At 61.3% G+C, this 23935-nt stretch carries 18 protein-coding genes; 8 read left to right on the top strand and 10 right to left on the bottom strand.

Translation table 11 applies throughout. From position 1 onward, the window contains the following. Nucleotides 1–171: 171 nt before the first annotated feature. Nucleotides 172–2505 carry a hypothetical protein gene (locus WKV53_RS21220; protein WP_341406811.1) on the top strand — a complete coding sequence of 778 codons (2334 nt, stop codon included), beginning with the start codon at nt 172–174 and terminating at the stop codon, nt 2503–2505. Nucleotides 2506–2595: 90 nt separating this feature from the next. Here WKV53_RS21220 and WKV53_RS21215 read toward each other — a convergent pair whose 3' ends face one another. Continuing rightward, a complete protein-coding gene (locus WKV53_RS21215; protein ID WP_341406810.1) occupies nt 2596–3558 on the bottom strand; it encodes a LytTR family transcriptional regulator DNA-binding domain-containing protein in 963 nt (320 codons plus the stop codon). Between the two features lie 15 nt (nt 3559–3573). Between WKV53_RS21215 and WKV53_RS21210 the strand changes: the two genes are divergently transcribed. After that, a complete protein-coding gene (locus tag WKV53_RS21210; protein ID WP_341406809.1) occupies nt 3574–3699 on the top strand; it encodes a hypothetical protein in 126 nt (41 codons plus the stop codon). A gap of 59 nt (nt 3700–3758) precedes the next feature. Then, the gene (locus tag WKV53_RS21205) at nt 3759–7724 is read left to right on the top strand and encodes an L-type lectin family protein (RefSeq protein WP_341406808.1); all 3966 of its coding nucleotides are present in this window, start codon (nt 3759–3761) and stop codon (nt 7722–7724) included. Nucleotides 7725–7748: 24 nt separating this feature from the next. Here WKV53_RS21205 and WKV53_RS21200 read toward each other — a convergent pair whose 3' ends face one another. The 4 genes from WKV53_RS21200 to WKV53_RS21185 all read right to left on the bottom strand — a co-directional run bounded on the left by WKV53_RS21200 (nt 7749) and on the right by WKV53_RS21185 (nt 14855). Then, nucleotides 7749–8075 carry a hypothetical protein gene (locus tag WKV53_RS21200; protein WP_341406807.1) on the bottom strand — a complete coding sequence of 109 codons (327 nt, stop codon included), beginning with the start codon at nt 8073–8075 and terminating at the stop codon, nt 7749–7751. Between the two features lie 67 nt (nt 8076–8142). Continuing rightward, the gene (locus tag WKV53_RS21195) at nt 8143–9630 is read right to left on the bottom strand and encodes a TIM44-like domain-containing protein (RefSeq protein WP_341406806.1); all 1488 of its coding nucleotides are present in this window, start codon (nt 9628–9630) and stop codon (nt 8143–8145) included. Nucleotides 9631–9722: 92 nt separating this feature from the next. After that, the gene (locus WKV53_RS21190; RefSeq protein WP_341406805.1) at nt 9723–11138 is read right to left on the bottom strand and encodes a carbohydrate binding domain-containing protein; all 1416 of its coding nucleotides are present in this window, start codon (nt 11136–11138) and stop codon (nt 9723–9725) included. Between the two features lie 138 nt (nt 11139–11276). Beyond that, a complete protein-coding gene (locus tag WKV53_RS21185) occupies nt 11277–14855 on the bottom strand; it encodes a 3-keto-alpha-glucoside-1,2-lyase-like domain-containing protein (protein WP_341406804.1) in 3579 nt (1192 codons plus the stop codon). Nucleotides 14856–15037: 182 nt separating this feature from the next. Between WKV53_RS21185 and WKV53_RS21180 the strand changes: the two genes are divergently transcribed. From WKV53_RS21180 to WKV53_RS21170, 3 genes are all read left to right on the top strand, one after another. After that, nucleotides 15038–16039, top strand: a complete 1002-nt coding sequence (locus WKV53_RS21180; RefSeq protein WP_341406803.1) for a L,D-transpeptidase family protein — start codon at nt 15038–15040, stop codon at nt 16037–16039. Nucleotides 16040–16107: 68 nt separating this feature from the next. Further along, nucleotides 16108–17415, top strand: a complete 1308-nt coding sequence (locus WKV53_RS21175; RefSeq protein WP_341406802.1) for a PA2928 family protein — start codon at nt 16108–16110, stop codon at nt 17413–17415. Beyond that, the gene (locus WKV53_RS21170; protein WP_341406800.1) at nt 17412–18149 is read left to right on the top strand and encodes a hypothetical protein; all 738 of its coding nucleotides are present in this window, start codon (nt 17412–17414) and stop codon (nt 18147–18149) included. Before WKV53_RS21175 ends, WKV53_RS21170 begins: the two co-directional genes overlap by 4 nt. Nucleotides 18150–18204: 55 nt before the next feature. Here the strand turns inward: WKV53_RS21170 and WKV53_RS21165 are convergent, their stop codons facing one another. Further along, nucleotides 18205–18939, bottom strand: coding sequence for a hypothetical protein (locus tag WKV53_RS21165; RefSeq protein ID WP_341406799.1), 735 nt, complete (start codon nt 18937–18939; stop codon nt 18205–18207). A gap of 42 nt (nt 18940–18981) precedes the next feature. After that, nucleotides 18982–20520: an RNA polymerase sigma factor gene (locus tag WKV53_RS21160; RefSeq protein ID WP_341406798.1), complete on the bottom strand. Its 1539-nt coding sequence runs from the start codon at nt 20518–20520 to the stop codon at nt 18982–18984. A gap of 115 nt (nt 20521–20635) precedes the next feature. Between WKV53_RS21160 and WKV53_RS21155 the strand changes: the two genes are divergently transcribed. Next, nucleotides 20636–22210 (top strand): hypothetical protein, encoded by a 1575-nt coding sequence (locus WKV53_RS21155; protein WP_341406797.1) that lies wholly within the window; start codon nt 20636–20638, stop codon nt 22208–22210. Nucleotides 22211–22220: 10 nt separating this feature from the next. Here WKV53_RS21155 and WKV53_RS21150 read toward each other — a convergent pair whose 3' ends face one another. Then, on the bottom strand, nt 22221–22688 hold the full coding sequence (locus WKV53_RS21150; protein WP_341406796.1) for a VOC family protein: 468 nt from the start codon (nt 22686–22688) through the stop codon (nt 22221–22223). A gap of 20 nt (nt 22689–22708) precedes the next feature. Continuing rightward, entirely contained in the window at nt 22709–22969 is a 261-nt protein-coding gene (locus WKV53_RS21145; RefSeq protein ID WP_341406795.1) for a hypothetical protein, read from the bottom strand. 80 nt (nt 22970–23049) lie between these two features. Between WKV53_RS21145 and WKV53_RS21140 the strand changes: the two genes are divergently transcribed. Continuing rightward, nucleotides 23050–23565: a hypothetical protein gene (locus tag WKV53_RS21140; protein WP_341406794.1), complete on the top strand. Its 516-nt coding sequence runs from the start codon at nt 23050–23052 to the stop codon at nt 23563–23565. A 133-nt stretch (nt 23566–23698) separates the two neighbouring features. Here WKV53_RS21140 and WKV53_RS21135 read toward each other — a convergent pair whose 3' ends face one another. Further along, nucleotides 23699–23920: a hypervirulence associated TUDOR domain-containing protein gene (locus WKV53_RS21135; protein WP_341406793.1), complete on the bottom strand. Its 222-nt coding sequence runs from the start codon at nt 23918–23920 to the stop codon at nt 23699–23701. Between the last annotated feature and the right edge of the window lie 15 nt (nt 23921–23935).

Genomic DNA, 23935 nt, shown 5'->3' with positions numbered 1-23935 from the left:
GCGGCCTCATCTTATCAACGCTCCAATTTAGAAGCATACCTCCAATTAGATTTTCTCGGGGGAAAGACAATCTCCGAAGGGCTAGAAGCCACGATGCCCTGAAGCAAGTTTCAATGACAGCGTGAATCGATTGGCCTCGCTAGCGGCAACGCCCTAAGATAGACGTAGTCCATGGCTTCGTTTTCCCGCCTTACATTAGACGAGATGATTGCTCGGGTGTGTCGTGTCTTACGCGAAAAGAATGCACCGACGACTCCTCCTTACAGTCTCATTCTCGGCGCTGGAGCTAGTGCTGGCGTAGCACCAATGACAAGAGAGCTGGTTAACGAATGTATCCCCGATTGGCTTCTCCACCTAGATGCAGATGATTTACCCGAGCAATTTCATTCTGAACTGTATCCCACCGAGGATAAATCACTGCTGAAAGCTCGCGCGAAGCATTTTTGGAACGATTTTTATTTCAGAAACAAAGATCGCAAAGATTCACTCAAGGAACCGCTCATCAACTTCATATTGAATCAAGAGGGGCTACCCGATGACTGTGGCTCGGCGTACCGAGCGGTGTTTAATCGCGAAGCGCTCGGCGGTTTCGAAGACATCGCTAGAATGCGCCGATTTTTCCGTGAGCTGACAATGGGAACCGATGGAAAAGTAAAACTGAATGGAACGCACTTTTATTTAGCTTCGCTTTTGGCGCTTCAACCTCGGGGCAACACGAATCCCGAACCAACCGCACGCTACAGAGCGAGACGACCATTCGCCCGAACAATTTTAACAACCAATTTCGACCCCTTGCTACAAGTCAGCTTACAACTCGTCAGCATGCTATACTACGCAATCGATCAGCCCGATCTTCTTCAGTTAGATCTCACAGGAGAATCCGATCATACAGCAATTCAACTTGTTCATGTTCATGGCAGCATACATCGGCCCTTTCTCGCAAATACCAAGGCCGAACTTGATTCCATGCGCGAACGACATTCGGCAAGCCTAGCAGGTTATTTAGGTCAGCATGGTGTCATAGTTCTCGGTTCTGGCGGATGGGAGGATTGCCTTACCGACGCTCTAAGACGATGCCAACACTTTCCTCATGGTCTTTATTGGCTCGGGCGCAATGAATCATCGCTCCCACCGGAAATCGCTAACTTTCTTGAGCAGCATGCTGGGGACGCCTTCTTTGTAAAAATAGACGATGCAAGCGATTTCATGGCCCGTCTCTATACAGCACTTGCTCCTAGCCTGCATCTTCCTGAGCTCTTGGTGGAACCTCTGATGCTTTTGAGCCGAGAAATGGAAAAAATAGACCTGAGCAGTGCCCTTCCCTTGCCTAGGCTGAGCGATGAAGTGGACCCACCAAATGCCTTTTCTGGTGCCGAAATCACCCCAGCAGAAGTCTTGCTAAAAAACCTTAATTTACTCAAGGAGGCGCATGAGCGCTATTTCGCTCGCAAAAGCGATCCTGATTTGCGAGCGCAATCTTCGGCTGCAGAGGCCGCAGCGTCTACCGAAGGAGGTGTGGATTCTGAGGCTACAGCCCAACTCCTGCGTCAAGCCGATCTTCGCTATTGGGAAAGCAACTATGCATTAGCATTGGGCGTTTACGATACGCTTATTGAGAACCATGCTCTGCACGGAGCCGACTTAGCCCTCGGTCGTTTTCGCCGAGGAGTCTGTTTTTGGAGAACTGGAAATCCGGAAAAAGCACTTGCCGATTATAGTGCTGTTATCGAGTCAACTTTTTCTCCGCCGGATCTCCGGGCCAAAACCCATTTCAATCGGGCTCTAATATACTCCAGCAAAAATGAAGTAGCGAACTCAATCAACGACTACACTGCCGCAGTTAGTATTCCCGACGCTTCCAATGCAATCCGAGCCAACGCTTTCATTAATCGAGCGCTGTGCCATGCGAAAGCAGGAGAACCAGAGAAGGCAATTGTTGATCACACATCGGCCATCGAAATATCCCAAGACCGACCTGATGCGGTCTCAAAAGCCTACTACAATCGAGCTCAAATCCATCAAAAAAGGAAGAACTACAACAAAGCCATTTCAGATTACACCTCGATCATAAACATGCCCGACGCGCCTAACCAAAGGAAAACAAATGCTCTTTGGGGCCGAGCTTACTGCTATGGAGAAAAACGAAACCGCCAGAAGTCGATAATAGACTATACAACTGTGATTGAAACACCCACGGCTTCAACCGACCGCAGAATATTAGCCTTATTTAACCGTGGCATAATGTTTCAGAATGAAGGCCAACTAGAACTTGCTCACAATGATTTTGCAACTGTAATTGCATCACCAGACGCGAGGAAAGAGATCATTAAAAAATCTCGGATACAGTTGGGTACGACACGTAGACTCAAAGAGTCTTCTCCGAGCCCAGAAAGCGGCACCGAAACCAAGGCGAGTGCCCAAAATGAGCGGAGCTCGAATGATGGAAAGCCTCGAAGAATAGCCAGGAAAAAAAGCTCAAATCCCAACAAAGGCGACGGCCCATGAGCCAATTGCCTTTCTATCTGCTAATGTTGTAGATAGGTGATAGGAATGTAGTATCCCCTCCTTGGCTGTAGCCCAAAAGCACCGATTACTTTAGAAAGCCATGTGCAACCTCACCGCATGCCGGAACGCCCGGCCCACGGGAATCTCCTCCGGATGCCCTTGCAGCTTCAACGTCCACCGCGGTCCCCGGTCGAGCCGCTCGATCCGCGCGCCATTCACCAGGTAGCTCTGGTGCACCCGCAGGAACCGCTCGCGCGGAAGTTGCCCGATCCAGTTCTTCAGGCTCCGCCGCTCGAAGTAGCTGCCGCCATCGGTGAGGTGGACGCGGCTGTAGTCGCCATCGGCCCGGATGAAGAGCACGGCATCGCTGGACAGCGCCTTCATCCCGCTGTGCTCGGTGACGAAGATCGACCGCTGCGGCGGCGGAGGCAGGTCGGCGGGCAGCGCGAGATACAAGTGGCGGTGCAACAGCCGCGCGAGGTAGCTGCCAAGCGCGGGCAGCCGGTCGATGTCCGCCTTGCTCCAGTTCGCCAGTTCCCACACGTGATCGAAGCCGTAGAAGCCGGTCAGCTTCCCCTCCCGCACCAGCGGGAAGGCCACGGTCGAGCGCACGCTTTCCCGGCGCAGCTCCGCCTGCAGGCCGCGGAGTTGGCGGGGCATCCGCTCGACATCGGGAATGATCACCGGCTCATGGCGGAGGAACTTCCGGTGCGCCTCGCCGATGAGATCCACCGGCACGCCTTGGATCTCGTGCATGTGCGAGGCGATGTCGGGCCCGAGCCATTCGCTGCAGCCCCAGAAGTGGGTGAGCGCGTCATTGTAGCGCCCGGCCCAGGCGCGGTCCGCCTTGTAAAACGGCCCCAGCACCGCCAGCGCCCGCTCCAGCGGAGCCTCCGCCCCGGCAGCGATCTGCGCGAGCGACTGCCACAGGTCGGCCTCGGTTAGAGGAGAGGAAGGAGGGCCATCCGGCTGGTCGCGCTTCGCCGGTTTCTTCTCCGGCGGTGAAACTTGCCTGGGCTTCCGTGGTGCGCTTCGGGGGGATGCTTCCTTCATCGATAGGTAAGACGCGTGCAGCTTATCGAACGCTACCGGCGGATTGTCGATTTCTCCTTCCGCCGTGCGTGGACGCTTCACCAGAACATCGTCGATCTGACAGCGCCATGTCCTGCGCCAGCACGGCGGATGCCGGACTGACGCCCCTCACTCCTCGCCGCAGGTGAGGATTTTTCCACCCCAAACAGCGACCCCCTCCCATGAAAAGTTCCGATGCCCCGCGACCCCGGACCCTCTCTAACACCCGTCACCAAGGTTCCGGCCTGTGGATCCTGCTAGGAGCCCTGACGCTTTCGTCACCGACGGCGATGGCCGTGCACGATGCCTTCCTGCTGCGCACCGACGGCGCGACCGCGGAGGACATGAGCGCGGTGACCGGAGCGATCTACGCCCGCTTCGGCGCGAATACCGCCATCCATTTCATTTCCGGCAGCGGCATCCAGAACATCAACAACGCCACCATCCACAATCTCGGCACGGTGACCCTGGACCGCTTCGACACGGCCTCGGCACCCGCGCCGGTGGCCGAGCGGTTCTTCGTCTCCGCGGACCAATTCACGCTGACCGCGAACCAGAGCATCTGGTCCGCCGGCTCGCACCTGGTGGTGCTGGAATTCGGCGGCGATGTCACCTTCGAGTCCGGCTCCTACGTCGGCGTCTCGGCGATCGGCGCGCTGGGCATGGCCGGTGGCGGTGATGGCGGCGTGCCCACCCCGCGGCCGATCGAGACGCTGAATTTCCGCGATACCAAGCAGGACCCGCCGGGCTATCTGGTCGGGCAAGGTGGCACCCAGAACGGTGCCGCGACCAAGGGCGAGGACGGCCAGCGGATGGCGATCTACAATGTGCAGGTCGGCTCGGTCCAGATCACGCCGGAGAATACCTACGCCTCCTCCACCGCCGGCGGCTCGGGCGGCGTCGGGCAGGGCGACCAGTGGTTCCTCGGCATCGGGCAGGGCTACTCGGGTCTCGCGACCGGCGGCCCCGTGGTGCTCTTCAATGGAGCGATCCCCGCGGGCGGCACCGGCGGACAGCCGGGCATCCAGGGCAGCTCCACACCCTTCGGCGGCGGCAATGGCGGACCGGGAAACCCCGGCATCATCGGCGCCGACGGCACCACCGGCGTGAACGGCCCGAATGGCCTGATCGATACCCTGGCGGGCACCGGGATTCACCTGCGCGCGGGCTGCGGCGGTGGCGCTGGAGCCACCGGCGGCTTCGGCCTCGGTGCCGGGGTCGGCGGCTGTGGTGGTGGCGGCGGCGCGAATGGTTCGGGCGGTATCGCCGTCCCCGTCGTGGCCGGCGGCAACGGCGGAAAAGGCGGTGCCGGGGGCGCGGGTGGCAAGGGCGGCGTGGGTGGCCGCGGTGGTGCCGGTGGCGGCGGCATCCAGGTGCTGGTACGCGGGGTTTTCTTCAATGCCGCCACTTGGGAGGCCAAGGGCACCGCGGGCGTGGCCGGTGAGGACGGCACCGCTGGGACGAACGGAGTGGCGGGCAGCCCCGGCTCTCCTGGCAATCCCAGCTTGAGCCTGCAATCCGGTGCCGGTGGTCCCGGCGGCCCGGGAGGAAAGGGCGGCACCGGCGGCAAGGGCGGTACCGGCTCGGGTGGCTCCGGCGGCAATATCCAGATCGTCGCCTCGGAGTACTACCCCCAAGGCGCTCAATTCAACGTCTCCGGCGGCGGCAGCGCCCCGGCAGGCCTTGTGCAGATCCACTCCTTCAGCGGGACCTCCCAGAACGCGCCCTTCGGCACCTTCGCCGCGGCGCAGAATCCCTACGTCTCGAACGTTTCCCCGCTCGGCAATCCCTTCCCGCCCCTGCCCAACCTGAAGCCCGGCGTGACCCCGCGCTTCGCCAAGATGATCGGCGGCCCGGCCTCCTATGGCGTCAGCAACCCGCTACCCGATACCTTCACGCAGCTCGCCACCAAGCTCGCGCCGCCTTCGAACTGCGATGCCGTGGTCTTCCGCATGGATCCGCTGGACCTGATCAACTTCTACCCGAACCACGACCTGCTGGCCTTCGTCAACGTCCGCTCTGGCACCACGCTCCCCTCGCCGAAGATCGCCGCAGTCGATCCCGCCGATAGCGCCCAACAAGGCACCAACGGCAATGTGGCCTACCTGCCGACACCCCAGCCGCTGATGATGAACGCGGGCTATCTCTATGATCCCGCGATCACCGCCGGTGGCACCGGCCCGGTGCAGACAAACAATCCCCAGGGCAAGCTGTGGCTGACCACAATGGACAAGAGCAAGCCCTTCGAGGTGAGCGCACAGTGGTCACCCTACGGAGCCGTCCGCACCATCAAGGGCACGCCGGTCCGCGGCACGCTCTACAACGGCGCGGCTCCGCAGGGTGTCCTTTACCTGAATGACAACGGGAACCCGTCCCTGGTGCTGGAGGAGACGACCTCCGAGTATCCGGTGAATACTCCCGAGTACCTGATGGAGACGCCCGCCGACCGGAACATCGTCCGCTACTATCGCCAGGGCAGCTCGCCGACCTTCTCCTTCAAGGTCTCCAACCAGTACGGCAATCCGCATTCGAAGGGCAGCGGCCTCGCGATCTCCAGTGGCTACTTGCCTAACAACGGTTTCCTCCCCGGCGAATCGAAGAGCTACAGCAACCGCGCCAAAACGGACGCTCCCGTCTCCGTCTCGGTCTCCGTGCCGACAAAGGACCAGCCCTATAAATCGGAAGTGCTGCTCGCCTCTGGCAACTTCCTGCCTGCCATTGATTCCATCCCGCGGCCCAGCAACGTGTATGTCTACGGCCGCATTGTGGGACCCAATCCCTTCGTCTTCGGCCTGACGGGAGGCACCCTCACCAGCCCGGTGACGAATCCCGGCCAAACCTCGCAAGCGAGCTTCGACATTCTCAATGGCGACTCGCTGCCGATCGAATGGGACCTGGCCGTTTACGACCAACCGAAGCTGGCTCGCTTGAGCGTGCTCAGTGCGCAGATCTTGAACGATACCGCAGGGGCCTTCTCACTGGCCACGGCACTACCATCGACGATCGATCTCGGCTGGTCCAAGAGCTACACGGTGAATTTCACCCCGCCGACGGCAGGCAAGTTTACCGCCACCCTGCGCCTGAGGACCGACAACCTCGCCCCGCTTGGCCAGAACGGCCAGATCATCGATATCCCGCTGCAAGGCAGCACCGAGGATTTCACCACCTGGGTCTCTTCGTTACCGGAAGGCCAGCGCGGCGCGAATGACGATCCCAATCACAACGGCATCCCCAACCTCATCGAATACGGCCTGAACGGTGGCAGCCAAGGCGACCTGCCAAAGGTGCTTCCCGGTTCGCCCTCTGCCCAAGCCCGCTTCAATCTCCCGCAGACGCTGCGCCCGGACGTGCAGTGGTCGGTGGAAGGCTCGACCAACCTCGGATCGTGGCAACGTGTCGGCAGCCGCAATCCCGCCACCAACACATGGGCCACGGCAGCCCCGCTGGGTTCCATCGTGGAGCAACTGACCGGCGGCGTGCGGCGAACCTCGGTGACGTTGCCGAGTGCCCCGCAGAAGTACTTCATCCGCCTCGTCGGCACACAAGTCGCGAATGATTACAGCAATGACTTCAGCACCGCGACCGGAGCCACCTTGCGAGGCACTGCGGTGATGACGGAAGGGACCATCCAGCTCTCGAATGGCAATCCGGGCCAAGCTGGCTCGGCAGTGCTTGACGGCGTCACCGCATGGACGGGCCAAACCGGTTTCAACGCGACCTTCAATCTCCAGATGCTCACCGGCGTGCTCATCGCCGGCAATGGCATGACCTTCTCCGTCGGCGATCTCGGCACCGGCGTCTGGGGACTGAATGGCCCCGCCACGCCGCATAATCTGACCATCGCCTTTGAGACCTTCTATCCCTTCGCCGATCCTCCGCTGCCGAATGGCTATCGCGTGATGGTGAATGGCACCATGGTCGCCTCGCTGCCGGTGTATGCCTTCAATTCGGAATCTCCCGTTCCGATCAACATCAGCTACACCCCTGCCACGGGCCTGTCGCTCATCTCTAACGGAAACACCATCTTCACGAACGTCCCCGTCCCCGGCTTCAGTCTCCAAGCCGGCGATCAATTCGGCTTCGGCACCTATGGCGGCAATCCTCCACCCGCGACACGCGTCGACAACGTGGTGATCTTGCCGCGGTGAAGATCACGTCCAGGCCATCGTCACTCACACGCCTCGCGGGAACCACGACATGTTATAGAACAAGGGCTCGGCCTTTTTCGCCAAGGGGTAAGCCTTCATGGTCCACTTGGAGTTATTGCCACTGCTATTCGACTCGCGAGTGTCCACCAGCAGCATCGGCTTTCCCTTGCGGGTCTCATCGACATGCACGGTGATCCGCTGGCCGCTGTAGATCCAGCCACCGTAGAGCTTACCCTTGTGACCCAGGCGGATCAGGCGCGGAAAGGGTTGGTCGTTGTAGATGGTAATGTCGCCTGCGCTGGCGGCCCCTGCCAGCAGGGCCGTGGCGACCAATGGGAGGCACGTTTTCATGGGAGGTTCCGCCACCTTACCTCATCGCCCGTTAAAGTGCCCGGAAAATTAGAGAACGAAGGAGCTCTCAGCTCTCCCCAAATCCACACACGATCCACTCATTGCGAGTCGAGTTCAGCGGCGAGCCGCAGTACTGACAGTTGACGTCGATGGAGTCGCCGACGCGCCCGCCGCAGTTGGCGCACTGGTGCTGATACAGCGATCCCTTCTCCGGCACCGCGTGGATGTCCCGCTCCATGGACAGGACGAAATTGGTGCGCTGCTCCTCGGAATCGACCAAGGCAAGACGTCCTCCGGACAGAAGCTCCACGCGCTGCATGCTGGCGGACAGGCCGACGGCGAGCCGATGCTTTGATTCCCCCTCATCGCGCGTCACGTCGAGCAGCACGGATTCGTTCAGGTAGATCCGGTTGAAGATGATGGTGCGGTCCGGGGAAATATTCGCCGAGATGCTGCCGAAGAGCTCATCGGTCACGAAGCGGCGGACGGATGCCGGCTTCTTCGTAGCATAGGCGGTCATGATCTGCATGAACGCATTGCTGGCCTTGTCCTCGGCGAGCTGCTGCGAGAAGTCCGGTGCCTCCGGAGCCACCGCAGCGATGGCATCCGGCAACTCCGGGGAAACGCGCGAGCCCATGCGCGAGTATCGACCGTAGTCGCCCTCCTGGGTGATCTCCGCGAGTACCCAATCGAACTCGCCGCTATTCACCAGCACCTGGCAGTGCGAGCAACGGCACAGCTCGCCCATGTCCCGCGGAAGCTCCGCACCACACGAGGGACAGTTCTGGGCCGCGAAGAGATTGAAGCCGGAGTCCGCCGCCCCGCGCTTGCGGATGAAGGACCAGTATTCGACGAAGGGATCGCCACCCTGCGAATTCATCGAAGGGTCCAGCTCGCAGGTGAAGGAGTCGGTCATGTCGGCGCCCACCCACACGTCGATCGCATCGAACGCGCCATCGGTACGGAAGAAGACCGGGTGCACGCCGAAGATCCGGACGTTCTCGATGACGTTGCGTTGTTTCAGCAGCCCCATCATACGGAACTGCGTGGCGAAGCGCTGGTACATGCCATCCGAGATGAAGGGGCGGATCTGCGAGATGTCCTGCGCCGCCCACGCCTCCTGGATCTTCAGGAACGCGCTGCGGACCTTGCCCTTGAACAACGCCGGATCGAAATCCGGATTCGCCGCCAGGAAAGCCTCCTCGCCAACCGGTGCAGGCGGACTCGGCAGCAGGGGCATCTCCTCCTCGTTGGCCTCCATCGCACGGCGGATGATGATCACCAGGACCACCACACCCACTCCCAGGAACAGCCACTTGAACCAACCGGCATCGGAACCCGAGACCCGATAAAACCCACCACCGCCACTGCTGCGATAGCTACCACCGCTACTGCGCGAACTGCCACCACTGCTGCGGCTGCTGCTCCTGCTGCCGGAACTACGCCCCCCCGCTCCCCCGGCCCGCGCGCCCGCCTCCTCGCAAACCCCGAGCCCCAGCCACATCAGCGTGCCGAGAACCACACTGAGGCGAAGGAAAGCAGGCCGGATATTCATAAGGGCGGGCGAACACTAATGGAATCAGGCCCCGCACGGCAATTCCGATGCCTGCCGCCAAATATACCCGCTGAATGCCGTCCCCCTTGGACCTACGGAGCCGTCACCTCATGCCGCCAGAACATCCGCCGCTCGCCGGGCGCGATTTGATAGACCCGCACCCCATCGGCTCCCGGCGCCGAGCTATCGGAAATGAGACTGACACCGCAGCCCGGCGTGCCGGCATTGACCCATGTCCCGAGCGTGCGGCTGGTCTTGAGCACATCGGTGAAGCCGGCGGCACGTGCCAAGCCCGAGAGCGGCACCTGGATCTGGTTTCCCTGGATCAAGGGCAACACGGTGCGCGAACGCGGATCGCCACGCAGCAGGAACTCGACCGCATTCACCACTCCATCCCGATCGTCGTCCGCCTGTGGATCGGCAGTGACGCCATGATGAAGTGACCAGGCGAGGAAGGCATTGCCACCCTCCTTCAGGCGGAGGTCATCGTAGAGAATGCTACCGCCCTGATCGTTGATCGTGGAGCGGATTTCCAGCGTGAGACTACCACTGGCCGAGGCGAGCACCGGGACCTCCGCGAGCCCGTAGCCATCGTCCCACCCTTGATTGATCGTGCGGACCAGCGAGGCGACCTTGCGACCGTTCGCCCATACCTCACCGGTCATCGGCGCGGTGCCCCAGTAGATGTGCCGCGCATGGAGCAGGGAAAACGTGTAGACCGCACCGGGCGACAAGCCGGTGATGGTCTGCGCGATGCCGCCGGGGCCGTGGCCATTCGTATCGAGTGCATTCGCACCGTCGGGCGCCAGCGCATTGTCGTATTGAATGACATCCACATTCCCCCGCGTCACCCGCCAGCCGGGCAAGGCGAGGCCGCTCAAGTGATCATTGCCCGCCGGGCCGCAATTGTCCGGACTCGAAGCCGGACTGACGATGGCGCTCTCAAAGCTGCCATTCACCAGCCGCCGACCGCCCCGCGAATCCGCCACCGTCGTCAGGCTCGACCACGCGGCAGCAGGCGGAGCCGGAGCGGGTCCGGCATCGATGCGCACCGCATCGATCATGAGCCCTGCACTGCCGGATTGCAGCGAGCGGATCCGCAGCGTCACGCTTGCCTTCGCCGGGATGAACTCGAACGCATTCGCGGAGAGATACTCATTCACCTCCCCCGAACTCGCGCGACCGAGATGAAGGCCGGCGATCACCACCCCATCGATGAGGATCTCCGCGTGGTGAAGCTCGCCATTCGGCGCCTGCGACAGGCACGCCAGCCGCAGCGTGTGCGTCGCTCCGGGAGTCAGTCCGGTGAAGGTCTGCTCGATGTAGCCATTCCGCAAATCGGCGTAGTGCGTTCCTTCATAACAAGGCCCGCTCTCTATTCCCGCGAGCTGGAAAGTCCAGCCCGTGTTACCATTCTCAAACCCGAGATTGCTGCCCGCGGGAACAGCAGCAAAGCACCAGACGCTCGCCAAAACAAAGACAGCAAGAATGGATGAGAACCGAAGCATGGGGGAAATCAGTCGGAACCCTTCCCCCTCTCACTGGCCCGTCAAACGACGATTGGCATCTATTGCATCAAACATGACGGCAACGCATCGTTGCCAACCACTTTGATGAGGGACAAAAGTGTCCCCTGCCCTCATCAGTCACTCCGCCGCGACATCCGCCTTCAAGCGCAGGAACATCCTCGTCTCCGCACCCAGCGGCAGGTTCACCCGCACTTTCACTCGCTCCAGCGTCCCATCACCCACCGGCACCGGCGAGCCGACCTGCGTGATTGTGCGCGCAGTCCACGGCGTCGAGTTGAGCGTGGTGGAAGACTCCGCTGAAATCACCAGGCCCCGCGTCGCAGCATCCGCACGGCGAAGGAAAGTGAACTCGGCGAAGCGATTCCCACTGTCATTCACCAGCGCCATGCGTGGCGTACGGCTCTCGCCACCGGGGCCGGTGAGATCGGAAGATTTCGGATTTCCGCCGGTGACGTACTCCCAGAAATTCGGGAGCCCGTCGCCATCGGTATCGCGGTTCGCATCGCGATCAATGCCGGTCAAAGCAGACGTGTCCATCCACTCGGTCCAGAACTCCTGCGGCGTGACCGGACTGATCGCCCCGGATTCGCCCGTGACCCAGATGTTCCGGAACTGCACCGGACCACTGGCGCTATTGGCAAGCGCCTCTAACAGCAGCGGCTGGAAGCCCGGCGCTTCGGCAGCTCCACCCGTGCCCTGTGAAAGCACCACGTCATCGTGGACCAGCACATCATTCCAATAAACACGCACCCGGGCATTCGCGGTCTTTACATTCCCCGACCACTTCGCGGCGGTGAACTCGACATCGTAAGTTTGCCACTGCCCCGCACCCACGCTCGCGTTCGTATCCGGCGACTTCTGCTGGAAGATCGCACCGGCACCATCGTTGGCCGCTGCCTGGCCCGCCGCCGTATTCAGGATCTGGATCTCATACGCGCGCTGGAGCTTCACGCCCGAGTTCCCCGCATCCTGGCCCGAGCCTCCCGGCGGCGAGAGCCACTCGAGATGAAGCTGGAAATCCTTGAACCCGACCTTGGTCGAAAGGTCATTCCTCGATGGCGAGGCGACCACACCCATCGCTCCCTGCGCCACCGTCCAATTCGGCGCGCTGTGATCTTCATCGCGCTGCCAATTCTGCGTGAGTGAGGCTTGCGTGCCATCGAACAACACCAGCGCACCGCTCGGTGCCGAGCGCGGCGGACCGCTGACGTAGAGGTAGTCCACGTTCGGCCCATTAGTGATCGTGGACGTGAGCCGGATGGTATTGGTCCCGACGGTTAGAGGAACCTTCACACCGTTCGTGAAGATCCAGCTCGTCCATGCTCCACTCGGACCGAAGGGCAACTGCTGGATCGCATTGCCATTCACCGTGAGATTCAGCGGGCGCGTGGTGGTCACCCCATTCGCATAGCGGAAGGAGATCCAATGATCGCCCGTCTTCTCCGCTTCCACATTCCAAGTGATTGTCTCACCAACGTTCGTGCCATAGTCCGCGAAACCCGTGCCGCTGAATCCGGCATTCCCCGAGGCGGTCAATGGCCCGGCCATGGTCGCGAGCTCGGCTTCATAAACCGTGGTCGGCTTCGGCAGCACCCACACATTGCGGAAGCGAACCGGACCACTGGCCGTGCTCGTGGCCGCCTGCAATAGGATCGGCTGAAGACCCGGTGCCTCCGCAAGCGAGCCATCCGTGACCGCCGTCAGCGCGACATTGTCCTGCACCAGCACTCCATTCCAACGAACGGTCACGCGTGCATCGGCGGTCTTCACGCTGCCATTCCACCGCGGCGCGGTGAAATCGATGTCGTAGCTCTGCCAATGCCCCGCCCCCAGGCTCGCATTCGCGGCAGCCGCCTTCTTTCCAAGAATCGCCGCCGCGGTAGTCGGCCACGAAGTCTGTCCACGCGGCGTGTTGAGGATCTGGATCTCATAGCGACCTTGCAGCTTCACCCCGGAGTTCGCCGCGTCCTGGCCAAGTCCCCCCGGCGGCGCGAGCCACTCGAGATGCAGCTTGTAGTCGCGATACGCATTCACCGTGGAGATGTCGTTTCGAGCAGGCGTCGGCACCACGCTCATCGCACCATTGGAAACGGTCCACGTCGGCGCGGTGCTGTTTTCATCGCGCTTCCAATTCGCCGTCAGCGATGACGCCGTGCCATCGAAAAGCATCGTCGCCCCCGGCGGCGCACTCTTCGGAGCCGCGCACAAATACAGCAGGTCCACATTCGGTGCGGAGTTCTGGTTCGGCGTGAGCGCGATTGTATTCGAGCCGGCATTCAGCGTGACCAGCACGCCGGGGCTATACCACCACGAGGTCCACGCACCGGTCGGCGCGAAGGGAAGATCCTGATTGACCACGCCATTCACCCTCATCTTCACCGGACGATTCACCGTGCCGCCATTGCCATAGCGGAAGGAAACCCAATGCTGGCCCGCCTTCTCCGCCGTCACCGTGAAGGTGATCGTTTCGCCCAGGCTATTGATGTAATCCGCGTAGCCCGTGCCGCGGAAACCGGAGACCGCCGTCGCGACTACCACGCCTCCCTGCAGCGACGCATTCTCCGCCTGATAGATCGAGGCGGCCGCCGGACCTGCTAGACCGGTGATGTCGGACGGATCCGTCGATGGCACCACTTGCATGGCGGTGACCGAGCCATAGCAACCAAACCCATACAGCAAGTCCGCCGGCGTGGCCGCACGCCAGTTCGCCCACGAAAGATTGTCTGCCACCCGGCGGATATTCCACGCAGTGTCGGCATTCACCTTCAGCCACGGGTAGAACTCATCCCACAGCCCTTGGTCCCGCACCATCCGGGTGATCCACCGGATGCCGATGCCATTGAAACCGCCGCCATCACCCGAGGTCCCGTGGTTCGGGAAAATCCCCGCCGCATTGCACATGCTGTCCCGGGTGTAGCGCGCGGCCTTGATGGCATTGTCCAGGTAGGGAAGCTCCCCGGTGATCCGGTAGAGCGCGCTGCAGGCTCCGACGTAGGTGCCTTGATTATAGGTAAAGTGCCAATCCGTGATCGTTCCGGTGCTGCCGATGTTATCGTCGATCGCTCCGGTGGTCCGGACCAACGTGCTGTCCATCCAGGCGATGATGCTCATCGCCTTGTCGAGGTAGGCCGTGTTGCCCGTAATATCGTAGAGCATGGTGGCCACGATCGCGGCCGGCGAATTCACGCACGCATTCCTCGATCCGCCGGTGCCTTTCCAATACAGCCCACCCCCAGCGCTCGTCGCCCACGCGCGATTCCACACCACATCGAAGTTCGCCGTCGCGCGACTGAGATACTGCGTGTCACCCGTGGCGAGGTAGGTCTTCGTGAAGACGATGCACGCCCACATGATGTCGTCGTTGTACTCATTCCACGACCAACTCGTGCCGTGGTAGTCCATGAAGCCCTTGCAAAGCGCCGCCAGCCGGTCCCGCTTCTCTTGCGATGGCGCGCGATCATACGCATCCGCCACCATCTCCATCATGTTCGCCTGACCCCAGAACCACGCATGCCCGCCATCGGTGGTCTCCTTGTAGTAGGCGCGGCCATTCGTCTGCGTCTGATAGAAGGCCGTGTTGTAGGCATCGTAGGCCAGGTCGGCATCCGCATCGGTGAATGCGCTCAACGACGACGCCGGGAGCAGCACCATCAAAGCGATCACGGCAAACCACCGGAGGAAATGAAGCTTTGGCATCTCGGGTAAGTTGTATGACAACGATTCAAGCGCCGGGCCTTGTCCATGCGAAACTTGCCCCGTTAGGCAGCATTCCACGGTTAATTTTCGAGGATCGGTCCCACCTTCGCCAAGGACGGAAGCTTGAACCCGTTTCCCGCCCTGATACGCTAAAGCAAACTTAAAGGTTCCTTTCCCACCCCATGAGAATCCCGACCCTGCTCGCTGTCCTCGCCACCACGCTTCTGACCACCCTTTCGCCCGCGATGGATCGCCCGGCGGCCCATACCAAGGGCATCCCCGTCAACAAGCCGGTGGGCGAACTGCAGCCCGGCGAGTACTGGTGGAATCCCGCGCTCTCTCCGAACGGCCCGCTGATGATCCTGGTCAGCGTTCCGAAGCAAGTGATGCACGTGTATCGCAATGGCATCCTCATCGGCCGCTCGACCGTCAGCACCGGCGCGAAAGGCCACTCCACTCCCGGCGGCGTCTTCACCATCCTCGAGAAGAAAGCGACCCATCGCTCGAAGACCTACAACAATGCGCCGATGCCAAACATGCAGCGCCTCACGTGGAGCGGCATTGCGATGCACTCGGGAAATCTCCCCGGCTTCCCTGCCAGCCACGGTTGCGTTCGCCTGCCGTATGATTTCTCGAAGCTCCTTTTCGCCGCGACCGAGAAAGGCGGCACTGTGGTCATCGGCGACGGCAAGGTGCCCACGCCTTATCTCGCCGACAATCCCGGCCAGCTTCTCGCGCCGAAGGACTTCACCCCCAAGATGCTCGCCCAACTCGGCACCGGCCAATACGAGTGGCAGCCCGAGCGCAGCGCGGCCGGCCCCATCACCATCGTGGTCAGCTCCGCCGACAAGATGATCTACGTCTATCGCGGAGGAAACCCGATCGGCCGCGCCGTAGTGGAAGTCACCGGCTGGACCGCCCTCGGCGAGCACGTCTTCACCATGCTCGATGGCGCCCTCGATCAACCCAGCAAGCTTGCCCCGGGACACAAGGCCCGCCGCTGGCTGAGCGTGAAAACCGGCGACGCCATGTTCGCCGACGCCGATTCCGTCGCCAGCCGCCTGCGCTTCAACCCGGAATTCGCCGCCAAGGTCGATGACGTGCTCACACCGGGAACCACCGTGATCGTGACCGAACGCGAGGTGGTGCGGAAGCTGAGCAACGAGTCGTTCTTCGAGAATTGATCCGCGAGATTGCGCCGGGCGGATTCCGGTGAGATTGTTAGGATCAACCTCTCGCCCGCCGCCTACCCGTGAAGAACATCCTGCTGCTCATCCTCCTGTTCGGCGCCGCCGCTCTTCTCTGGAAGTTCGGCAAGTGGGGGTCGCAGATCTTCCTCACGCCCCCGGAAATGCTCGGCGGCCCGGTGCGGGTCATCGATGAAAAGGGCGACCGCCTCTACTACCTGACCAGCCAGTGGGAAAAGCGGATCAGCTACGTGGGCGGCTCGCGCTCAGGTTCCAACCGCAAGACCATTGGGTGGCTGAATGTCGACCTTTGGGCGCTCGACGCCGCGACCGCGCAACCGGTCTTTCGCAAACGGCTGAAGAGAGACAGGGTCAATGGTGACTACGTCGCGATGGGCCAGGAACAGGGAATCCTGTGGGCACGTATTCCCGAACTCGTCGGCATCCGCCTCTCCGACGGCGCGACCATCGCCGATAGCGCGAAGATCGAGGCGCGCAATCCCTCGCTGAAAGGCCTGATACCGAAACCACCGGGCACCGGCATGTTTCTAACGGAATCAATGCAGCCGCTGAAATTCGACGCCAGCGTCGGGATGATCGTGAGGCTGGATGATGCACGGCAGGTGCGGATTGATCCGCTGACCCTGGAAGCAACTCCCTATGTTGCACCCAAAAAGGAAAACGACGGGAAGACACCCGGCCGCACCAAGGTCGAGCGGTTGAGCAATGGCATGGAGTGGCGCGCCATGGTGCGCGGCGTGAACATCCAGCGGCCGGATGCCGATCAGGACTGGCTGGGTCTCATCGCCGACTCCGAATTGGAAGAGGCAACCACGCGCAAGACGATCGGCAATCAGGTGAACTTCAGCGAGCCGATGCGCCACAAGCTGTATCGCGCACGCTTGAAGAAGATCGACGAGTTCCTTGGCCCGCGCTGGCAATTTCTCGAGCCCATCCCATTGCCCGAAAGCCCTGAGTTCTTGATGGGCGGGCTTCTCACGCAGGAATCTCCCACGTGGGACCAGCAAACGGCCATGTGGCGGAAGGACCCACCGAGCGTCTTCGTGCTCTCGCGCGATCGGCTTGGCGAAACCGGGCGCATGCAGATCGCCCGCATCACCGGTCCCGCAGGTCGCCCGGCATGGAGCAAGGCGCTGCCACTTTCCGCGGTGAGTGCCTGGCTCCCCGGCGAGCGCCACGCGCTGATGTTAGGCCCGGACCCATCTGTCGAGCACTCGCCGATGACAGAAGAGGGCGAGAACCAGGCGATGCAGATCATCTCGATTGATCTCGAGACCGGGGAATGGAAATCCTTCAACCCCGACCTGCATCGCGACTGGCCGGCGGAAGATCTCACCCAGCAAAAGCCATGAGCGCGTCTCCCCTTCTCCGTCTCACATGTGCATGGATCACCGGCGCAGCCCTGATCCTCGTCTCCTGCAAACCCGCCGAGAAACCCAAAGGTGCCGAAGCCGCAGCTGCGCCCAAGGAGCCGGCGAAAACGGAAGAACCCGCAGCCGCCCCGGCGTCCGATGCCTTCCTCCTCCTGCCCGGCGACTACGCGGAAGCCACCACCGTGGCGGATCTCGAAGCACGTTTCGGCAAGGCCAACGTGCGCAAGGAAACCACCCCTGAGCCACGGCTCGTGCTTTTTCCCGATGACCCAACTCGTCGCGCCTACGTCACCTTCCACGAAAAGGAAAAGTTCGAGATCCTGGCCAGCATCCTCGTGACCGATCCCGGCTCACGCTGGCGCGGCAAGCATGGCGTCCAGATCGGCATGACCATCGCCAAGCTCCAGTCCCTGAATCGGAAGCCCTTCTCCTTGTTCGTCAACGATGCGGAGCAGCACAGCAACGTCCACGACAGCTGGAGCCCGGCTCTCGACGAGAACGACGGTACTCTCGGCACCCTCGATGTCGAAGAAGGCGAGCATCTCTACTTCGAGGTCACCCTCGGCCCCACCGATCTCGCGGCGGTCAAGGTGATCCCCGATCTTCCCAAGGAAGATCTGATCTCGAGCGACGACAAGCGCTACCGCGAGTTACAACAGGTCATCGTCGTCACCGGCATCGGCGCAAGCAGCAGCCTGGATGACGAGTGGTAAGAACGGGATAAGAATTCTGCGTCGCCGGTCGACGCCCATCTAACAAGGCCTACCGTCATTCAGCGCTAGCCTCTCCAACTTCAAAGATCTTCCCGAACTTCTGCTCGAACTTCGGCAACGACGACCCGCTGCTGGACTCCCAGACTTTACCATCCCTCGGGCTTCGGAGCTCGTAACTCACCCACACTTCCTTTCCCTCTTCCGCCGGCTGGACCACCTCAAGCTCCAGATCCAACCTGCACAGCCGCGCGCTAAGTTCGCCGTGAGTGAAGGCCTTCATTAGCCGCCGCGAACGGTCCTGCCCGACGACCGATCCAAGGGCGAGCGTCAATTCATCAAACGGCGCCTGCCCCCGGTCTCGTCGGGCGCGAGCGTAGTAGCCTTGGTGAAGACGGCCATCTTCAGAATGCTTTGCCGTCGGCTTCAGGCGCTGCGCCAAATCCGTCTCTGCCTCCGTCCGGAATTGATGCATCACCTCATTCGCGGCTGTGGCCTCCGCTTGGGTGAGGCCCAAGCGCTTGATCGCCTCCTCCGACAAGCCTCCATCGGGACGGAACGCGCTCATCCCGGCGATGAGTTCGTTCTCTTCGTCTTCTTCGAAGCCTTCATCGCTCGATTTCTCCGGGCGCTCTCCATGAGGTTTTGTTGGTCCGATAGGCTCGGCTCCTCCAGATGCCACCAGATGCGGGCGTGCTTTCTCACGCAACCCGGACACTTCACGGTGCTTCTGAAACACCGCTACCCCTAGAACGAGAAGGATGCAGCAAAGGAGAATGTTCCAACGTTTCATGATCATCATTTCGAAAAAGTGTCCCTAACAGACCACAGGAACTCAGCGAGCCGGAACCTTGAGAGACGGACTGCCGCCGTCATCCGGAAACTCGAAGACCTTTCCGAAGTCCTCCTCGAAGCTCTCTTGATCACATTGCCTGCTCAGCACGTCCTCTGTGGTGCCCGGTTTCCGATACCAGGCCTTTACCCTGATTTCTCGCTCGGGAGTCCGGCAAAAATCGAACTCCAGATCGTATTTCCCCATGCCGCCGAGAAAATCGTAGTCAGTCATGGCATCAGTGAGCTTCCGGCCGCGGCTCTCGCCGAGGACATCAGCAAATGCCTTTGCGAACGCATCGAAGAAGATCTTCCCTTCATCAGTCCGGGCCGGAGCTTGGTAGAGATAATGATCGCCATCGTCCTTGTTTCCGGAGCTCGTTAATTTCACCCGCTTCACGAAATCCCCGGTGGCATCGTCACGGATGCGGCGGATAGCGGTTTCCAACGCCGCGACCTCTTCATCAGTTAGCTCCAGCGTTTCGACCATGTCGGTGGTCGGGCGGCCCTTCTTATCGAGTGCGACCGGCTCTGGCCCGGGTCCTGGGCCGGACCACTCGCCATCGAGCATCGCCCCTGCCACTACCGAAAATCCACCGCCCCCTCCATTCGCGGTGTCTTCGTTCCCGGAGCTTGCCTCCCCAATGCCGACACCAATCCCCACGGAGTTTCCGGTCTCGCTAGGATCCGCACCGACTCTGGCAAAACCCACACTAGAGGGGGGAAGATTCGCCGCCTGCACCTGCATGGCAGGAGCGATTTCGGCACGCAGGCGCTCGGCCTCACGATTCTGGACCAGCCAAGTCCCGGCGAGTGCCACGACGGCGGTAGGAAGAAGCATCTTCGAGAGTGTGGTCATGAGAATACTGGTGGTTGTGGTATTAGCTATTGAGCCGGCGATCACCCCGGCGGTGATGGCGGCAGTCAGGCCGGCAGGAGCCGCTTGGACGGCATTGCTGCCGATCACCCCGGTGAGACCCGCTCCACTTCCCGCAACCCCGCGCCGTGCGAAGGATTCACGCAGGCGCTCGATTGCCCGGTTCACCCGCTTCTGGGCGGCCTCGGCAGTGATTCCCAGAATGCAGCCGATCTCCTTCGCCGAGCGCTTTTCAAAGAAGCGGAGAATGACGGCATCACGGTCGGACTCGCTGAGTTCGCCGAGCACGGCGTCGAGATGCGAGGCGATGTCCGCCCACACGGGCTCGGGCTCGCTGTCGGAAGCGGCTTGGGCATTCATGGCGATGGCCTGCTGCTCGCGCACCCGGCGACGGGCGTCGGCGCGGATGACATTGGTGGAAAGATGGCGCGTGGTTTTGTGCAGCCAACCGGCGAGCACGGGATGGGAGGAAACTTTCCGCGCATCCTTCGAAAGCGCTGTGAAGACGGCCTGCGTCACGTCCTGCGCCGTGTGCGAATCCCGCACCAGCCGTCGCGCCGCGGAATGGACGAGATCGATGTGCCGCCGCACCAATTCCCGGAAGGCGGAATCAGAACGGCTCGCGGCGTATTCGCGCAGGAGTTCCTGGTCGGTCAATGCGTTCACTCATTCCATAGTAACCACCGGAAAAGAAATCGGACAGGTCGGCGTGTTTTTCTTTCGGAAGATGCCGCGCAGGGGGACTCGACACCGCGTGGCGATGCCTCCTTGAATCGGCTCGATGCATCTCCGCCCCCTCTTTCTCAAAGGCCTCGTGCTCTGCGGCCTCGCATGGCTACCCGCGCGGGCGGAGATTTCCCCTCTCGACCTCCATTTCACGCGCCAGGCGACCCAGCGGATGATCTTCGATGACGATCAGGCACTGCCGCTTTTGTCCCTGGACCCGGCCAAAGTGGCGGGCCTCGAGCTGATGCATCCCATCCGGCGCACCACGGGGAAAGCCGAAGTGAGCGTGCCGCAAGGGCGGCTCATGGTTCGCGGCGAAGGTGCCACGGACACCTCGGTGTGGTTCAGCGGCTTCAATCCCTTCGCCACCTATCAGCTTGAAATCGCCGACTGCGGCGAAGGTAGCAGCATCGGCCTGGAATTCATCCACCCGGACGGCGAAGTGCTGCGGGTGGAAACCGTCTGCGGCAAGCAAAGCATCAAGGGCGTCCGCTGGAACCTGAAGCGCAAGGACCAGACGCTCGTAGAAGGCGAAGCAGAAGAGTTCCGGCCACGCTCACTCGATAAGCCCGTCACGCTCATCGTCCAGATGGCCGCGGTGGGTTTCAACGTGTATCTCAAGCAACACGACCAGGTCGAATTGGTGGGACGAACCGATATCGTGGCGCACCTCGATCTCCGGAAGACGGAGGTCTTCCGAAACATGTCCACGTGGTTGCGCGTCGCAGGAGAAGACGGAGCCTATGCCGCCATTCCGAAAGCCACCGCGTCCCTGACCTCGGGCATGGGCCAGGCGGACATCCGCGCGATCACCGACGAGGAAGGCACGCCTTTGTTAGACGGAGGGCGGCTGTGGTTCACCGCCACCACCCGTGGCGGCGGCTTGCCGAATCCGGCGCAGGGTGTCTTCAGCCTGGACCCGGGGATCTTCGATCTGAAGTTCGAGGGCGTGATCGCCTTCGATCGCGGCGATGGCCTGCTGCGAAACGAACTCGCTTCCCATCTCTTCCTCGATCGCCCGAGCGGCGAATGGCGCGGCTGGACCGTGGCGTTCTCGGCCTACGGTGATCCCGCGAAGAAAGAGAAGAAAGAGATCCTGGCCGTGCGTTCAAAGAAAGACCCGCGACATGGATTCTCCGTGATGACTTCCAAGCCGATGGAACTGGTCGGCGACTACGAGGACCCGCACGGCGTCTTCGACAAGACTGCCAACAAATGGCGCATGCTCCTTTGCCGGAACGTGAATGGCTACAAGGCCGCCGTGTTCGAGTCCGCACGCTGGGACGGTGACTTCCAGCGCATCGCCGGACCGGTGGCAAACGACAGCACCGGCACCACCATCCAGAAAGTGGATGGCGTCCGCTATGCCTTCTTCGGTAGCTCGGACCGCTGCTTCCACGTGTGCTCGTTCCCGGACTTGCAACCGCTGGGCAAGCTGGACCTCGACCTGCCTCCATGGGAGGAAAACGGCAATGGCCGTGTCTGGCCGAATCTGGTCCCTCTCCCGGAAGGAAGTCCCGCTCCGTATCTGCTACTGACCTTCGATCGCACGAATTTCCCCGGCATGAAAGGGCCGAACTGGACTTACGGCGCGATGCACCTCTACTACGGTTACCCGAAGGGCAAATGAATCGCAGGGGCTAGGTATCCTCCTTCTTGCACTCGCCACCCATCTCGTTCCAACGCCGCTGCATTTCCTCCGGCGAAACTTCTTCAATCAGCGCTTGGATCAGCCACTCGTGGCCGAACGGATCGACCACACTTCCAGTACGATAGCCATAGAACATGTCCGTCATGGGCATCTGCGAGGTCGCTCCGGCAGCGATGGCCTGGTCGAACAGCGCATCCGCATCATCCACCATCAGGCAGAACTTCACCGGCGTACCGCCGAGCGTCTTCGGGGACTTGCCGGACTTCGGGCCCTCTTCGCCAACCATGAACATGCTGCCATTCACATCCAATTCGGCATGGCCGATGGCGCCATTGCTTGGGTCGGTCAGATGATAGCGCTCGGTCGCACCGAAGGCGCGCTGGTAGAAATCAATCGCCGCCTTCGCATCCTTGACGATGAGCGAGGCGGACAGCGGTGGGTAGCTGAGCTGGGACATGGGTCTGGGTGGTTTGGGGTTCAATCGTCTTCTTCCTCCTCTTCGACCGCCATGAGGGCTGTGTCAGGCCGGTCGTAGGTGTCCTCGTTATCCTCCAGATCGGCCGGCCCCGCCTCGTCATTGAGACGAGCATTCGCCTCATAGTCGTCGGCCGCCGTTTCGCGCTCTTCGCGGGTCGCGACCTCGGCACCTTGATCGATCGAAGCCGTCGTCGCTTCCTCTGCCGAGGTCGCCGCTTCACGAGGTTCTGGCCGTGTGGATTTTTTCGGAGTGGCTTTCATAGGCCGTTCTCTTTCGCAAAGCCTGTGCCACGACAAAAAAGTGCCCAAGGAATTCCGTGCCCGAGTGTCGGGACTCAGGTATGAAGCCATCATTCCTCTCCCGCTTCGGGCTCGTCTTGATCACTGGCGTTCTCACATGGGCACCCTCGCTGGCCACCGCACTCAGCTTGCTCCTCTCTGATCCGGAAATTCGCTTCCCGGAAAACTACGACGCCGACCGCGCCGCCAAAATCAACGTTGCCTTGCGAAACCCGCAGGATTGCAAATACCTCGGAGGCCTCACCAGCCACTGGGAGCCGGAATGGGCCACGAGGCTGGTCTATGAGGGAGATGAGGCGGCCTTGGAGCACCTGCTCACGGAGCTCCATCGGATCGATGGCCTGCCCATACGACTGACCGCTTCCCCCGATCTCTCGAATGAAACCGGCTCCGCCCTGCAAGCGGGCAGCTGGTGGGTCACCTACTCGCACACCGCTCCCGATACCCTGACCGTGCGCGTGAATCTCGCGGCCACCTCGTGGGGAGAAGACGGCTTCCAACTTCAATTGCCGAAGCCGGAGCCAAGTGAAGAAGCTGCCTCGCCAATACAAAAGTGAGCCGGGCGAATTTCCGGCGCTATCAGGATCACCGCTTGGGTTTACTGACTCTGCCGCATCGGAATCGTCCGGCTCTACATCACTAGTCGCATCGAACGCCTGAGACGCAAATGGAATTATTGAGGGAGCAAGATCACGACGACTTCCGCTTCTTCAGCGCCTCCGGTTTGTGAGCAGCAAGCTCGCCGCTCTTTTCGCTCTCCACCAGATACTCCGGATTCTCCCGGCTCGCCGCCACCTTGTGGCCCTTGATCATCCGCGGCGCGGTGAGCTTTCGCACGATTTTGCCGTGCGTCTTGCCCTGCGAGGTCTGCCATTCGACTTCGTCGCCCTTGCGAAGGGATTTCGATTTCATCGCATTCTCCTTTCT

The sequence above is a fragment of the Luteolibacter sp. Y139 genome (genome assembly GCF_038066715.1).
Lineage (GTDB): Bacteria > Verrucomicrobiota > Verrucomicrobiia > Verrucomicrobiales > Akkermansiaceae > Haloferula > Haloferula soli.
Note: the sequence above shows the minus strand (reverse complement) of the source record. Positions and strands in the feature narration are given on the sequence as shown.

Excerpts from the sequence above, each read along its gene's own strand:
- WKV53_RS21170 (WP_341406800.1), top strand. The coding sequence starts at position 17,412 with ATGAGCGCGTCTCCCCTTCTCCGTCTCACATGTGCATGGATCACCGGC.
- WKV53_RS21215 (WP_341406810.1), bottom strand. The coding sequence starts at position 3,558 with ATGAAGGAAGCATCCCCCCGAAGCGCACCACGGAAGCCCAGGCAAGTT.
- WKV53_RS21155 (WP_341406797.1), top strand. The coding sequence starts at position 20,636 with ATGCATCTCCGCCCCCTCTTTCTCAAAGGCCTCGTGCTCTGCGGCCTC.
- WKV53_RS21145 (WP_341406795.1), bottom strand. The coding sequence starts at position 22,969 with ATGAAAGCCACTCCGAAAAAATCCACACGGCCAGAACCTCGTGAAGCG.
- WKV53_RS21220 (WP_341406811.1), top strand. The coding sequence starts at position 172 with ATGGCTTCGTTTTCCCGCCTTACATTAGACGAGATGATTGCTCGGGTG.
- WKV53_RS21180 (WP_341406803.1), top strand. The coding sequence starts at position 15,038 with ATGAGAATCCCGACCCTGCTCGCTGTCCTCGCCACCACGCTTCTGACC.
- WKV53_RS21205 (WP_341406808.1), top strand. The coding sequence starts at position 3,759 with ATGAAAAGTTCCGATGCCCCGCGACCCCGGACCCTCTCTAACACCCGT.
- WKV53_RS21190 (WP_341406805.1), bottom strand. The coding sequence starts at position 11,138 with ATGCTTCGGTTCTCATCCATTCTTGCTGTCTTTGTTTTGGCGAGCGTC.
- WKV53_RS21200 (WP_341406807.1), bottom strand. The coding sequence starts at position 8,075 with ATGAAAACGTGCCTCCCATTGGTCGCCACGGCCCTGCTGGCAGGGGCC.
- WKV53_RS21135 (WP_341406793.1), bottom strand. The coding sequence starts at position 23,920 with ATGAAATCGAAATCCCTTCGCAAGGGCGACGAAGTCGAATGGCAGACC.
- WKV53_RS21150 (WP_341406796.1), bottom strand. The coding sequence starts at position 22,688 with ATGTCCCAGCTCAGCTACCCACCGCTGTCCGCCTCGCTCATCGTCAAG.
- WKV53_RS21185 (WP_341406804.1), bottom strand. The coding sequence starts at position 14,855 with ATGCCAAAGCTTCATTTCCTCCGGTGGTTTGCCGTGATCGCTTTGATG.
- WKV53_RS21195 (WP_341406806.1), bottom strand. The coding sequence starts at position 9,630 with ATGAATATCCGGCCTGCTTTCCTTCGCCTCAGTGTGGTTCTCGGCACG.
- WKV53_RS21140 (WP_341406794.1), top strand. The coding sequence starts at position 23,050 with ATGAAGCCATCATTCCTCTCCCGCTTCGGGCTCGTCTTGATCACTGGC.
- WKV53_RS21165 (WP_341406799.1), bottom strand. The coding sequence starts at position 18,939 with ATGAAACGTTGGAACATTCTCCTTTGCTGCATCCTTCTCGTTCTAGGG.